This is a genomic window from Variovorax sp. Soil_C_19, assembly GCF_057657255.1.
In genome coordinates this window covers 791,908-805,539 of record NZ_JBDGIV010000001.1, presented here as the reverse complement: position 1 = coordinate 805,539, position 13,632 = coordinate 791,908, and the positions used below count along the sequence as shown (strand labels likewise).

Sequence of the window (13,632 nt, the reverse complement as noted above, 5' to 3'; positions counted from 1 at the left end):
AGGTCGAACCGGGCCATTACTGACCCACCGGTTAGTAATCTAGGGGAATCGTCCGGCACTGTCAATCGCCACGAAGGGGTACCCGAGAACCGCCATGCGGCTCGCGGACAATCGCCGCGTGCCCGATCCTTCCGCCCTCGCCCCCCCGCCCGACCACTACGAGAATTTCCCGGTGGCTTCGTGGCTGTGTCCGCCGCATCTGCGCGCGCCGATCGCAGCGATCTACCACTTCGCGCGCACCGCCGACGACATCGCCGACGAAGGCGACGCCTCGCCCGCGGAACGGCTCGCCGACCTGCACGCCTACCGCGAGGAACTCGCCATCGCCGCCGCGCAGCCCGCCAGCCCGCGCGCCGCTTCGCGCTGGCCCGAGGTGTTCGGCCCCCTGGCCCACAGCATCGCGGCATTCGGCCTGCCCGAGGCGCTGCTCGGCGACCTGCTGAGCGCCTTCATGCAGGACATCGAGAAGACCCGCGACGGCGGCAGCTACGCCGACCGCGCCGAGCTGCTCGACTACTGCCGCCGCTCGGCGAACCCCATCGGCCGGCTGCTGCTGCATCTGTACGGCGTGCACGACGCGGCCTCGCTCGCGCAGAGCGACGCGATCTGCAGCGCGCTGCAACTCATCAACTTCTGGCAGGACCCGAGCGTCGACCTGCCGCGCGGCCGCTTCTATTTCCCGCGCGGCGACTGCGCACGGCGCGGCCTCGCACCAGAGCAGTTCAAGGTCTTCCTGCCGCTGGCCGATGCGCCGCCGCCGCAGGAGGCGATCAACCTGGTCGCCGTCGAATGCGCCTGGGCACGCGAGCTGATGCTGCAGGGCGCCCCGCTGGTGCACCGACTGCCGGGACGCGCGGGCTGGGAACTGCGCTTCGTGGTGCAGGGCGGGCTGCGCATCCTCGACAAGATCGAGGACCTGGGCTTCGACACCTTCTCGCAGCGCCCGACGATCGGCAAGTCCGATGCCCCCGTGCTGGCATGGCGTGCGCTCCGGATGCGGAGACAATGGCCGGCCATGAAAGCGCCCCACCGATGAACCCCGAGCAGTACGTCCAGGACAAGGCCGCCGCCTCGGGCAGCAGTTTCTATTACGCCTTCCTCTTTCTTCCCAAGCCGCGCCGTGCCGCGATCACGGCCTTCTATGCCTTCTGCCGCGAGATCGACGACGTGGTCGACGAGGTCAGCGATCCCGGCGTGGCCGCCACCAAGCTGGCCTGGTGGCGGACCGAGGTGGCGCAGTCGTTTGCGGGCACGCCGCGCCATCCGGTGATGCAGGCGCTGATGCCGCATGCCGCCGCCTACGGCATCGAGGCAGCCCGGCTCGACGAGGTGATCGACGGCTGCCAGATGGACCTCGACCAGACCCGCTACCTCGACTTTCCGGGCCTCGCGCGCTACTGCCATCTCGTGGCCGGTGTGGTGGGCGAAGTCGCCGCGCGCATATTCGGCCAGAGCGATCCCGGCACCACTGCCTATGCGCACAAGCTGGGCCTCGCGCTGCAGCTCACCAACATCATTCGCGACGTCGGCGAGGACGCGATGCGCGGGCGCATCTACCTGCCGGTCAACGAGCTGCAGAAGTTCGACGTCAAGGCGCACGAGATCCTGAACCGCGTGCATTCCGAACGCTTCGTGGCGCTGATGAAGTTCCAGGCCGAACGCGCGCACGCGGCGTACGACGAGGCGCTCGCGCTGCTGCCCGTGGCCGACCGCCGCGCACAGAAGCCCGGGCTCATGATGGCGAGCATCTACCGCACGCTGCTGCGCGAGATCGAGCGCGACGACTTCCAGGTGCTGCACCAGCGCGTGAGCCTCACGCCGGTGCGCAAGTTCTGGCTCGCGTGGAAGGTCCAGGCGCTGGGCCGGGTGTGACGCCCTCATGAGGATCGCCGTCGTCGGCGCGGGCTGGGCCGGCCTGGCCTGCGCGATCGAGGCCACGCGCGCGGGCCACGCGGTCACGCTGTTCGAAGCCGCGGCCATGCCGGGCGGGCGCGCGCGGCGCGTCGAGCGCCTCGATGGCATGGCGCTCGACAACGGGCAGCACATCCTGATCGGCGCCTACACCGCCACGCTCGCGCTGATGCGCGACGTGGGCGTGGACCTCGGGCGCGCGCTCCTGCGCACGCCGCTGTCACTGCGCTTCGCCGACGGCGGCGGACTGGCACTGCCACGGCTGCCGCCGCCGCTGGACCTGCTGGCGGGCATCTTCACGGCGCGCGGCTGGACCGCGCAGGACAAATCGACGCTGCTGCGCACCGCGCTGCGCTGGCGCCTCGGCGGATTTCGCTGCGCCCCGGCCACGACGGTCGCCGCGCTCTGCAGCGGCCTCACGCCGCGCGTGATGGAAGAGTTGATCGCGCCGCTGTGCGTGTCCGCGCTCAACACCCCCGTCGACCAATCGAGCGGCGAGGTGTTCCTGCGCGTGCTGCATGACGCGCTCTTCAGCGGCCGCGGCGGTGCCGACCTGCTGCTGCCGCGCGTCGATCTCGGCGCGCTCTTTCCCGATGCGGCGCTCGGCTGGCTCGCCGCGCATGGCGCCATGCTGCGCATCGGCGCGCGCGTGCGCACCATCGCCCGCGAGGCCGGCGCATGGCGGGTCGACGACGACGCCTTCGACGAGGTCGTGCTCGCCTGCGCGCCCTGGGACGCCGCGCGGCTCGTGCGCGCCAGCGGCGAGCCGGCCGGGCACTGGTGCGACACCACCGAAGGCCTGCGCTTCGAGGCCATCGCGACGGTCTATGTGCGCGGCGCTGCGCCGCTCGCGGCACCGATGCTCGCGCTGCGCAGCGATCCCGCCACGGCGCCCGCGCAGTTCGTGTTCGACCGCGGCCAGCTCGGCGGACCCGCCGGCGTGCTGGCCTTCGTCGTGAGCGCCAACGAGGCGCCGCGCGACAGGCTCGAGGCGCAGGTGCTTGCGCAGGCGGCCGTGCAGCTCGGCCAGGCGGGGCTTTCGGTCGTGCAGACCGTGGTCGAGAAACGCGCCACTTTCGCCTGCACCCCGGCGCTCGCGCGGCCGCCGATGCACATCGCACCGGGCCTGCAGGCCTGCGGCGACTACATCGAAGGCCCCTACCCTGCTACCCTCGAAGGCGCAGTCCGCAGCGGGCTGGCCGCCGCCAAGGCACTTGAAAAGCTGTGAACCCATGACGCCACTGCGCTACCTCGATTTCGACTACAGCGAAGACACCGAAGGCCACGGGACCTTCGACGCCATGGCCACCACAGCGCCCGACAAGAACGCCGAAGTGCTCGCCGAGGTGGCGCAGGTGCTGGCCTGGGCGGATGAAACGTTTCCCGATGCGCGCGGCGCACTGGACGACGGCGCAGCCTGGGATTTCGACCTGCAGCAGACCCGCGAAGCACCCGGGCTCGACACGGTGACCTTCTCCCTCGGCGGTACGCAAGCGTTCTGCGACGCGCTGCGCGCGCACTTCGGCCTCGACTGACCCCACCTCTCTCCACCACGCAAACCACCATGGTCACCTGCTACCTGCGCTACATCGTCGATCCCTACAAGCTCAAGGAATTCGAGCACTACGGCAAGCTGTGGATCCCACTGGTCGAGAAATTCGGCGGCCGCCACCATGGCTACTTCCTGCCATCGGAAGGCGCGAACAACGTGGCGCTCGCGATGTTCAGCTTTCCGAGCCTGGCCCGGTACGAGCAGTACCGCGCCGATTCGATGCAGGACGCCGAATGCCAGGCCGCCTTCCGGTACGCCGAGGAGACGCGCTGCTTCCTGAGCTACGAGCGCAGCTTCTTCAGGCCGGTCTTCAGTTAGGCGCCGAGCGCCACGCAGAGCGCGTGCAGGTTCGGCACGATCAGCTGCGGCCGGGCGCCATGCACCCAGGGGCGCTCGTCGCGCACCAGCCACGCCGCCTGCATGCCCGCGTTGAGGGCGCCCACCACGTCGAGTTCGGCATCGTCCCCCACGTGCAGCACGTCCTTCGGCAGCAGCCCCACCGAGGCCGCCGCGGCACGGAAGATCGGCGCATGCGGCTTGCCGCTGCCAAAGGCGCGGGCGTTGAACGCGGTGCGGAACCAGCGGCCGACGCCGGTCTGGTGGATGTCGGCATTGCCATTCGAGATCGCCACAAGCGGATAGCGCTCGCTGAGCCACCGCAGCGCCGGCAGCGCATCGTCGTAAAGCGTCACGCGCTGGCGTTCGGCAAAGAAGGCATCGAAAGCCGGATCGGCCAGCGCCGCGTCTTCGCCGGCCTGCCTCAGCGCGGCGCGGATCGATTCGCGCCGCAGCGCGCTGAGGTCGTGCGCGAGGTCCGAGCGCTCCTTGGCGGTGGCTTCGCGCAGTTCGCGCAGCACGCCCGGCGTGAGCAGCAGCGAGGCGGTCTTGGGCGCCTCGCGCAGCAGCCATTCATGCAGCACCGCCTCGGCGCGCTCGATGGTCGGCCAGATCGGCCAGAGGGTGTCGTCGAGATCGAGCGAGATGGCGGAAATGCGCTGGAGGTCGAGGGGTTCGACGCTCGCGAGCGCCTTGGAGGCGGTGGTCATGCCCGAGAATATCGCATGCCTCAAGACCCTGGGAACCCCGCCTCCATCCCTTCGCGCACCGCCGTGCTCTGGTGCAACCTGGGCTCGCCCGATGCCCCCACCGCGGCCGCCGTGCGGCCCTACCTGGCGGAGTTTCTCGGCGACCCGCGCGTGGTCGAGATTCCCCGGCTGCTGTGGGCGCCGATCCTGCACGGCATCATCCTGCGCGTGCGGCCCGCCAAATCGGCCGCCAAGTACGCGAGCATCTGGATGCCCGAAGGCTCGCCGCTGAAGGTGTGGACGCACAGGCAGGCCGCGCTGCTCGCGGGGCGGCTCGGCGACCAGGGCCACCACGTGGCCGTGGACGACGCCATGCGCTATGCGAGCCCGTCGATCGCGTCGAGGCTCGATGCGCTGCAGGCCGCAGGCGTGGCGCGCGTGCTGGTGCTGCAGGCCTATCCGCAGTATTCGGCCACCACCACCGCGAGCGTGCTCGATGCCGTGGCCGACTGGAGCCGCAGGCAGCGCCGCATTCCCGAGTTCCGCTTCGTCAATGCGTACCACGACGACCCCGCCTACATCGAGGCGCTCGCGCTCGGCATCGAGGAGCACTGGCTGGCCGAGGGCCGCGGCGAGGTGCTGCTCATGAGCTTCCACGGCATCCCGGCGCGCAACATCGCGCTCGGCGATCCCTACCAGTCGCACTGCCTGGCGACCGCGCGCCTGCTGGCCGCGCGGCTCGGCCTTCCGGAGGGACGCTACCGCGTGACCTTCCAGTCGCGCTTCGGCCGCGCCAAATGGCTCGAGCCCTACACCGAGCCGACGCTGCGCGAACTCGGCGCCAGCGGCGTGAAGCGCGTCGACGTGGTGTGCCCCGGCTTTCCGGCGGACTGCCTCGAAACACTCGAAGAAATCGCCATGGAGGGTCGCGAGGCCTTCCTGCATGCGGGCGGCGAATCGTTCAGCTACATCCCCTGCCTCAACGACAGCCCCGCGTGGATCGAAGCGCTCGCGGGCATCGCCGAGCGCAACCTTGCAGGCTGGCCCACACGGTCCGCGGCCGAGGGTCAGAACCTGCCGAGATAGTCCATCTTGCCGATCGGCATGCCCTGATGGCGCAGCACGCCGTAGGCCGTGGTCAGGTGGAAGAAGAAGTTGGGCAGCGCGAACTGCAGCAGGTAGCGCTCGGCCGTGAAATGCGCCTCGCCCTCACGCGTCTTGATGGTCACGGGCCGGTCCTCGTGACCGTCGATCAGCGCGCGGTCCACGGTGGCCAGAAACTCCTGCGTCTTCGCGATGCGTGCCAGCAGTTCGTCGTACGTTGTCTCCTCGTCGGCAAAGCTCGGCGCCGTGATGCCGGCGATGCGCGCCACGCCGAGCTTCGAGGCATCGCTCGCGCGCTGCACCTGGCCCGCGAGCGTGAGCATGTCGGGCGCGAGCCGGGCATCGACGAGCGTTTGCGGGTCGATGTCGTGGGCCCGGGCGTGGCCCAGGCCCTTGTCGAGCAAGTGGATGAGCTGGCCGAGCCCGCGCGAAAAAACCGGAACGGACAGGTCGTACATCGAAAGCGCCATGGTGTGCAGTCCTCGTGGGTTGTGATCGGCGGCGATTCTCCGGCCGGCACAGACTCAGCGGGTCGCGGCGCGGATAAACCCTTCGACGAGCCCCAGTTGTTCGGGCACGTTGAGCGCGGGCGCGTGGCCGCACCCCTTTATTTCAACCACCTTCAACAGCCCCAGCGCACCGGGACCGCGACGCTGCATGCGCTCGGTCACCTTGGGCAGCACCAGGTCCGACTCGGCGCCGCGCAGGCACAGCACCGGCACGTCGATCGCGTCGTAGTGCGGCCAGATCAGGTAGTCGTCGGCCTCGGCGCTGAACTGGCGGACCATTGCCGGGTCGTAGTGCGGCGTCACGCGGCCATCGGGCAGGCGGCGCGTGGAGCTCTCGGTCAGTCGGCGCCACTGCGCATCGCTGAGCCAGCCGTACGGCTTGTAGACAGTGCGGAAGAAGGCCTCGAGCTCGGCCACGGTATCGAACGCCGGCGGCTGGCCCGCATAGGCGCGGATGCGCTCGATCGCCGCTTGCGCGAGCTCGGGCGCGTTGTCGTTGAGCGTGAGGCTCGCGATGCGCGCCTTCATGCGCGGATCGAACAGGCCCGACGCGCAGACCGTGCCGATCGCGCCGCCCATCGAAGTGCCGACCCAGTGCACACGTTCCAGGCCCAGCGCGTCGCACAGCGCATGGGCGATGCGGGCATAGAACGAGAGCTTGTATTCCTCGTCGGGCCGAGTGCTCCACTGGCTCAGGCCGCGGCCGATCGTGTCGGGGCAGATCACGCGGAAGCCGCGCGCTGCAAAGTGCTGCGCCAGTTCGTCCATGTCGCGGCAGGTGCGCGCGAGGCCGTGCCAGGCGATGACCGCGGGCGCATCGACCTCGCCCCATTCGAGCCAGTGCACCTCGAGGCCCGCGAGCTGCGCATAGTGCGACCGTGCATTCATCATCGCGCAGCCCTCGCCCGGAGCTTGCCGACGATGCCGGTCGGAAAGTAGTACACCGACAGCACGAACAGCACGCCGAGCCACAGCAGCCAGCGGTCGGGCGACAGCAGCGCGGCCAGCCACGGTAGACCGCTCGCGGCCTCGCTGCCGATGCGCAGCAGGTCCTGCAGGTAGCTTTGCGCCACCACGAACAGCACCGCGCCGATCGCCGCGCCATACATGGTGCCCATGCCGCCGATCACCACGATCAGCAGCACGTCGATCATGATCTCGAAGCTCAGCGAGGTGTCGGGCCCGTTGTAGCGCAGCCAGATCGCGAGCATCGCGCCCGCGAGCGTGGCGAAGAGCGCCGACAGCACCGCGGCCGTGGTGCGGTACACCACCACGCGGTAGCCGATGGCCTCGGCGCGGAACTCGTTCTCGCGGATCGCCTGCAGCACGCGGCCGAACGGCGAGTTGACGATGCGCAGCAGCGCGAGCACCAGCACCACGGCGGCGACGAACAGCAGGTAGTAACACAGCAGCCGGCCGTCGAGCGAAACGCCGAGGAAAGGTTCTTCCGCGAACTCGAAGCTCGGCGAGAGCAGCTCGGGCAGCCTGAACGTGAGCCCGTCCTCGCCGCCCGTGAACTCGGAGAGCTGCGACGCCAGCGTCTGGAAGGCCGAGGCCACGGCGAGCGTGATCATCGCGAAGAAGATCGCGCGCACCCGCAGCGAGAACAGGCCGATCGCCAGCGAGAGCGCCAGCGACACCGCGAGCGCCGCGCCGATGCCCGTGAGCATCGCGCCCCAGGTCGACCCAAGCCGCGAGGCCGAGATCGCGATGCCGTAGGCGCCGATGCCGAAGAACATGGTGTGCGCGAAGCTCACGATGCCCGTGTAGCCCAGCAGCAGGTCGAAGCTCGCCACCAGCACTACGAACACCAGGATCTTGGCCGCGACGCTGAGCGCCTTCACGCCCGGGAAGATGAACGGCGCGAACGCCAGCGCGACGAACAACGCCACCAGCAGCAGCGCCAGCAGGCGGCTTCGGGGCATGTCGTTGGAAAGGAGTCGTTTCAGGAACATGGCGGTCTCGTTGTTGTTCTTCTTTTTCTTCTCAACGGTTCACCACCGGGTACACGCCCTGCGGCCGCCACAGCAGCACCGCCACCATCAGGAAGATGCTCGCGAACTGCGTCAGCGCAGGCAGCAGGAAACCGACGTAGTTGGTCATGAGCCCGACGAGCAAGGCGCCGAGCAGCGCGCCGCCGGTCGAGCCGAGCCCGCCGATTATGATCACGATGAAGATCAGCACGTTGACCTGCGCACCCATCTGCGGCACGAGGTTCTGCTGGAACAACCCCCACATCACGCCGCCGAGCCCCGCGAGCGCGCTGCCTGCGACGAACACGCCCACGAAGAGCCGGCCGATCCGGTAGCCGAGCGACTCGACCATCTCGCGGTCCTGCACGCCGGCGCGGATCAGGAGGCCGATCTTGGTGCGCCCGAGCGTCCAAGCCAACACGCCGAACACCACCACGCCCACCGCCACCGCGAGCAGCCGGTACTTGCTGATGGCCGCTTCGCCCACAAAGAGCGAGCCGCGCAGCGCCTCGGGCAGCGGCAGCGGCACCTGCGCCGGGCCCCAGATCACCTTGATGAGCTCCTCGCCGATGATCATGCCGCCCATCGTGATGAGGATCTGCTTGAGGTGCTGGCCGTACACGGGGCGAACGATGAAGCGCTCGAACGCCAGTCCCACCACGCCCGCGGCCGCCATGGCCACGAGCATGGCCGGAAACACCGCCACGAGGTTGCGCCAGAGTTCCTGCGAGCCGGTCCAGTCGCCCATCAGGCCGAGCACGCTGCTCGCCACGAAGGCACCGAGCGCGATGAACACGCCATGGCCGAAGTTGAGCACGTCCATCAGCCCGAACACCAGCGTGAGGCCCGAGGCGATGATGAAGATGATCATGCCCATCGCGAGGCCCGCCACCGTGAGCGTGAGCCAGGTCGAAAACGAGCCCGTGAGCGGCAGCGCCACCAGCGCCAGCACGGGTGCGAGAAGCAGCGGCTTCCAGTCGAGTTCGAGTTTCATAGCGCAAGGCCCAGGAGAGATTGCTGCAGCTGGGCATCGGCGGAGAAGTCGGCCATCGCGCCGCTGTGCACCACGCGGCCGTTGTCCATCACCGCGACGGTGTCGCCCAGGCGCTGCGCAAAGTGGATGTTCTGTTCCACCAGCAGGATCGTGACGCCGCTTCGCTTGAGCTCGCCGAAGGCATCGATCATGTTGTTGATGATGGCCGGCGCCAGGCCCTTGCTCGGCTCGTCGACGATCAGCAGCTCGCGCGGCTCGACGATGGCGCGTGCCACCGCGAGCATCTGCTTCTGCCCGCCCGAGAGCTTGCCGGCCGGATGGTTCCAGAACTTTTCCACTGCGGGAAAGAGCCTGAAGATCCACTGCAGCCGCGTGTCGTCCATCTGCTGCGCGTTCTTCGCGCTGCGTGCGGCGAGCAGCATGTTCTCCTTCACCGTAAGGTCGGAGAAGATGCCCATGGTCTCGGGCACATAGGCAATGCCGAACTCGGCGATCTGCGGCGTGCGCATCGCGCCGATGTCGCGCTCACCGAAGCGCACCCTGCCCTCCGACGCCTGCCACAGGCCCATGATGGTCCGCAGCGTGGTGGTCTTGCCCGCGCCGTTGCGGCCCAGCAGCATCGTGAGCTGCCCGCGCGGCACGTCGAGGTCGACGCCGTGCAGGATGTGGTACGCCCCGATGTGCGTGTGCACGCCTTCGAGGCTGAGAAGATTTTCGGTGGTCATCGGTCTTGCGCCTTCCCCTTCCGGGGGAAGGTTTGGATGGGGGCATGCGGCGCTTGAAAGGCCGCGGCGGTGTGAAGGCCGCCTGCCCCCACCCCTGCCCTCCCCCAGAGGGGGAGGGAGAAAAACATGGAAGTCTTCATGCGGCAACCGCCTTCGCGACGCCGAGGTACGCCTCCTGCACGATCGGCGAAGCGATCACCTCGGCCGGTTCGCCATCGGCCACCAGCGTGCCGTTGTGCAGCACGATGATCCGGTCGGCCAGTTCGCGCACCACGTCCATCTTGTGCTCGACCAGCAGAATGGTCTTGGTCCGGTCCTGCTTGAGCTTGCGGATCAGGTCGAGGATGACCGGCGCCTCGGCGGCGTTCATGCCGGCCGTGGGCTCGTCGAACATGAACACCTTGGGTTCGAGCGCGATCAGGAGCGCCACCTCGAGCTTGCGCTGGTCGCCGTGGGGCAGGCTCGCCACCGTGTCCTGCGCGCGCGGCGCCAGCGCCACGTCGGCCAGGATCTGCTCGGCGCGGTCGGTCAGCGCGCGGTGGTCGCTCCAGATGCTCCAGAGATTCAGGCCGCGCCGGTGCGCGCCGTCCCGCGTGGCCTGCACCGCGAGGCGCACGTTCTCGCGCACCGTGAGGTTCGGAAACAGGTTGGTGAGCTGGAACGCGCGCCCCAGCCCGGCGCGCGTGCGCGCCGACGGCGACAGGCCTGCGAGGGCCTGGCCGTCGAGCGACACCGCGCCCGCGCTCGCCTTGAGCTGGCCCGAGATCAGGTTGAAGTACGTGGTCTTGCCCGCGCCGTTCGGGCCGACGATGGCCGTCAGCGTGCCGGGCGCAAAGCTGCAGCTCACGCCGTTCACGGCCACGTGCCCGCCGAAGCGGATGGTCAGGTCGCGCGTCTCGAGCATCGCTCAGCGCTTGTTCTTGATCGGGATTTCCATCTCTTCAGGCTTGATCTCGCGCACCAGCTCGGGCACGCCCCAGGCGAACGCCGGATCGGCCTTGATCTTGAAGTGGTACATCGACTGCATTGCCTGGTGGTCTTCCTTGCGGAAGGTCATCTTGCCCTTGGGCGTATCGAAGCTCATGCCTTCCATGGCGTTGATGAGCTTGTTGGTGCCGGTGTCGCCGCCGGTCTTCTTGAGCGCCGTGACCACCGCCATCGCGGCCGAGAAGCCGCCGGCCGTGAAGAAGTCGGGCGGCGCCTTGAATTCCTTGTAGTGGGCCGACACCAGCGCCTCGTTGACCGGGTTCTTCGGAATGCCGAAGTAGTAGTACGCCGCGCCTTCCATGCCCGGCAGGTTCTTGTAGGCCGCCATCGCCGGCAGGATGTTGCCGCCGGTGGCGATCTCGATGTTGTAGCGCTTCAGGTCGAGGTCGACGATCTTGAACGGGTTGCCCGCACCGGCCCAGACGATCCAGATGATCTTGCGGCCCGGCTGGTCCTTGAGCTTGTCGATCAGGCGCTGCGCGCCGGCCGTGAAGTCGGTGGTCGCGGGCGGCAGGTACTCCTCGTGCACCAGCTTCGCCTTCTTGAGCGCGGCGCCGAACGCCTTGACGCCGTCGCGGCCGAAGGCGTTGTCCTGCGCGAGCGTGGCAACGGTGACACCGGCCTTGTCCACGGCCACGGCGTTGGAGATCGCGTCCTGGCTCGAATTGCGACCGGTGCGGAAGATGTACTTGTTCCACTTGTCGCCGGTGATCGAATCGGCCACCGCGGGCTCGACGATCAGGATCTTCTTGTATTCCTCGGCCACGGGCAGCATCGCGAGCGCCACGCCCGAGGCGGTCGGCCCCACGGCCAGCGCGGCCTTGTCGTCCGCATAGGCGGCCGCCAGCAGCGACTTGCCGAGGTCGGGCTTGCCCTGGTCGTCCTTCTCGAGCACCACGAGCTTCTTGCCGTTGACCGCCATGGTGCCGCCGGTGGCGTAGTCCAGGCCCATCATGAAACCGGTCTGGGTCTGCTTGCCGTAGGCCTCCAGCGGCCCGGTCTTGCTGTAGATGTGGGCGATGCGGATCTGGTTGGACTGGGCCCACGAGGGCGCGGCGGCGGTGCAGGCGGCCAGGGTGGCCAGGGCGATGAGGTGGTGGCGGCGGTTCATTCTTGTCTCCTTGAAAGGTGACTGAATATTGCACAGTTCGTGCCAACCGCTAAGTCGTTGATCTGTAATGCGGCCCCAATGCGAAGAGGCGCATTCGACTGATTTCAAGACACTTGATATGCCCGATATTCAGACAGTTGTCTGCGCACCAGTCAGGGTTTTTGCGGAGGATCGCGCCCGCTTCAGGGCGGGTTCGTCATGCGCTCGTACAAGGTCGCGCGCGAAATGCCGAGCAGCCGCGAGGTGGCGAGCTTGTTGCCCCCGGTCGATGCCAACGCGGCCGCGATCGCCTTGCGTTCGAGTTCGGCCACCTGCTGCGCCAGCGGCCTCAGCAGCGCCGCCCGTTCGTCGACGTGGTGCGCGCTCTGCAGCGTGGCCGGCGATGCGATCTGCTCCAGCCCCGCCTCGCGCAGGATGCGTTCGAGCTGCGCGGCGTCGATGCGCTGCGAGTCGCTGCGCATCGTCACCTGCTCGAGCACGTTGCGCAGCTCGCGGATGTTGCCGCGCCAGTGCTGGCCCGCGAGCAGCGCGAGCGCCTCGGGCGTGAGCTCGGGCGGCGCCTCGCCGCTGCGCAGCGCCATGTCTTCGCCAAGCGCCTCGACCAGCGCGGGAATGTCGCTGCGCCGCTCGCGCAGCGGTGGCACGCGCAGCGGCAGCACGTTGAGGCGGTAATAGAGGTCTTCGCGGAACTGCCCGCGCCGCACGAGTTCGGGCAGGTCGCGCGAGGTGGCGGCGATCACGCGCGCGTCGAAGGGCACGAGCTTGTTCGAACCCAGCGGCTCGATCTCGCCCTCCTGCAGCGCGCGCAGCAGCTTGGCCTGCAGGCCGAGCGGCATGTCGCCGATCTCGTCGAGGAACAGGCTGCCGCCGTCGGCGAGCTTGAACTTGCCCTCCCGGCCGCGCTTGTCCGCACCGGTGAAGGCGCCGGGCGCCACGCCGAAGAACTCGGCTTCGAGCAGCGTGTCGGGCACGGCCGCGATGTTGAGACTGACGAAGGGACCCTTGGCGCGCGACGACGCCGCATGAACCGCATGCGCGAGCAGTTCCTTGCCGGTGCCGGTCTCGCCCAGCAGCAGCACCGGGCTCGCCGACTGCGCCGCGCGGCGCGCATGGCGCTTGACCTCGACCGCGGCCGGGCTGCTGCCGATGAAGCTGGCGAAGGTGTGCTTGGAGCGCCGCTGCCCGTCGGCCGCGTGTTGGTAGAGCGGGTTGTTGCGTTGGCTCGCGAGCTCGCGCCGCGCGTCGTCGAGGTCGCGCTGCAGCAACGCGAACTTGCTGATGAGCGGCTGCAGCGTGGTTTCGGGCTGGTCGAACAGCACGATGCCGATGGCACCGATGACCTCACCCGCGCCGCCCCCGTTTTCTTCGCGCAGCGGGATACGGCTCACGACGAAGGTGCCCGCCTTGTTGGTGAGCAGGTCCACGAGGATCGGCTCGCCGGTCTCGAGCACGCGCCGCATCTGCGTGTTGGGAATCACGTCCTCGACCATGTGGCCAAGGAACTGGTCGATCGACGAAAAGCCCAGCGCCGGCAGGAAGCGCCGATAGCCTTCATTGACCCAGACGATGCGCCCGCTCCGGTCGACCAGGAACATGCCCTGGCTGATGCTCGAAAACAGATGAAACATCGAACGCGCGGCCAGCGCGAGAATGCCCTCGGCATCGAGCGGCAAGGCGGGAGGTGCGGCAACGGGCGGAGCGGCGGACATGGGCGGCATGGTAGCGACAAAGCGCTCAACAT

15 protein-coding genes are annotated in these 13,632 nt (G+C 68.7%); 6 read left to right on the top strand and 9 right to left on the bottom strand.

Features of this window, described 5'->3' with window-relative positions; genetic code table 11:
- The first annotated feature begins 94 nt into the window (after positions 1-94).
- The 5 genes from hpnC to AC3A6R_RS03775 are packed head-to-tail and all read left to right on the top strand — an operon-like array spanning position 95 to position 3,781.
- Entirely contained in the window at positions 95-1,036 is a 942-nt protein-coding gene (gene hpnC / locus AC3A6R_RS03795) for a squalene synthase HpnC (RefSeq protein ID WP_487863805.1), read from the top strand.
- Positions 1,033-1,872 carry a presqualene diphosphate synthase HpnD gene (gene hpnD, locus AC3A6R_RS03790; protein WP_487863804.1) on the top strand — a complete coding sequence of 280 codons (840 nt, stop codon included), beginning with the start codon at positions 1,033-1,035 and terminating at the stop codon, positions 1,870-1,872. The genes hpnC and hpnD overlap by 4 nt, the downstream gene beginning before the upstream one ends.
- Positions 1,873-1,879: 7 nt before the next feature.
- Entirely contained in the window at positions 1,880-3,139 is a 1,260-nt protein-coding gene (hpnE, locus tag AC3A6R_RS03785; RefSeq protein WP_487863803.1) for a hydroxysqualene dehydroxylase HpnE, read from the top strand.
- A 4-nt stretch (positions 3,140-3,143) separates the two neighbouring features.
- Positions 3,144-3,446, top strand: coding sequence for a hypothetical protein (locus AC3A6R_RS03780; RefSeq protein WP_487863802.1), 303 nt, complete (start codon positions 3,144-3,146; stop codon positions 3,444-3,446).
- A gap of 29 nt (positions 3,447-3,475) precedes the next feature.
- Positions 3,476-3,781: an NIPSNAP family protein gene (locus AC3A6R_RS03775; RefSeq protein ID WP_487863801.1), complete on the top strand. Its 306-nt coding sequence runs from the start codon at positions 3,476-3,478 to the stop codon at positions 3,779-3,781.
- Here the strand turns inward: AC3A6R_RS03775 and AC3A6R_RS03770 are convergent.
- Entirely contained in the window at positions 3,778-4,509 is a 732-nt protein-coding gene (locus AC3A6R_RS03770) for an HAD family hydrolase (protein ID WP_487863800.1), read from the bottom strand. The two genes, AC3A6R_RS03775 and AC3A6R_RS03770, sit on opposite strands and share 4 nt — an antisense overlap.
- Before the next feature lie 15 nt (positions 4,510-4,524).
- Here AC3A6R_RS03770 and hemH point away from each other — a divergent pair, with 15 nt between their 5' ends.
- The gene (hemH, locus tag AC3A6R_RS03765; RefSeq protein WP_487863799.1) at positions 4,525-5,574 is read left to right on the top strand and encodes a ferrochelatase; all 1,050 of its coding nucleotides are present in this window, start codon (positions 4,525-4,527) and stop codon (positions 5,572-5,574) included.
- On the opposite strand, the gene AC3A6R_RS03760 is transcribed toward hemH, so the two are convergent.
- The 8 genes from AC3A6R_RS03760 to AC3A6R_RS03725 form a co-directional block, all read right to left on the bottom strand.
- Positions 5,556-6,062: a DUF1993 domain-containing protein gene (locus AC3A6R_RS03760; RefSeq protein ID WP_487863798.1), complete on the bottom strand. Its 507-nt coding sequence runs from the start codon at positions 6,060-6,062 to the stop codon at positions 5,556-5,558. The genes hemH and AC3A6R_RS03760 overlap by 19 nt on opposite strands.
- A gap of 54 nt (positions 6,063-6,116) precedes the next feature.
- Positions 6,117-6,989 (bottom strand): alpha/beta fold hydrolase, encoded by an 873-nt coding sequence (locus AC3A6R_RS03755; RefSeq protein ID WP_487863904.1) that lies wholly within the window; start codon positions 6,987-6,989, stop codon positions 6,117-6,119.
- Complete coding sequence (locus AC3A6R_RS03750; RefSeq protein ID WP_487863797.1) at positions 6,989-8,056, bottom strand: branched-chain amino acid ABC transporter permease; 1,068 nt, start codon at positions 8,054-8,056, stop codon at positions 6,989-6,991. Before AC3A6R_RS03750 ends, AC3A6R_RS03755 begins: the two co-directional genes overlap by 1 nt.
- A 31-nt stretch (positions 8,057-8,087) precedes the next feature.
- Positions 8,088-9,068 (bottom strand): branched-chain amino acid ABC transporter permease, encoded by a 981-nt coding sequence (locus AC3A6R_RS03745; RefSeq protein ID WP_487863796.1) that lies wholly within the window; start codon positions 9,066-9,068, stop codon positions 8,088-8,090.
- Entirely contained in the window at positions 9,065-9,793 is a 729-nt protein-coding gene (locus AC3A6R_RS03740; protein WP_487863795.1) for an ABC transporter ATP-binding protein, read from the bottom strand. Before AC3A6R_RS03740 ends, AC3A6R_RS03745 begins: the two co-directional genes overlap by 4 nt.
- A 136-nt stretch (positions 9,794-9,929) precedes the next feature.
- Complete coding sequence (locus AC3A6R_RS03735) at positions 9,930-10,697, bottom strand: ABC transporter ATP-binding protein (RefSeq protein WP_487863794.1); 768 nt, start codon at positions 10,695-10,697, stop codon at positions 9,930-9,932.
- A 3-nt stretch (positions 10,698-10,700) separates the two neighbouring features.
- Complete coding sequence (locus tag AC3A6R_RS03730) at positions 10,701-11,891, bottom strand: substrate-binding domain-containing protein (RefSeq protein ID WP_487858966.1); 1,191 nt, start codon at positions 11,889-11,891, stop codon at positions 10,701-10,703.
- A 182-nt stretch (positions 11,892-12,073) separates the two neighbouring features.
- On the bottom strand, positions 12,074-13,600 hold the full coding sequence (locus AC3A6R_RS03725) for a sigma-54 interaction domain-containing protein (protein WP_487863793.1): 1,527 nt from the start codon (positions 13,598-13,600) through the stop codon (positions 12,074-12,076).
- Between the last annotated feature and the right edge of the window lie 32 nt (positions 13,601-13,632).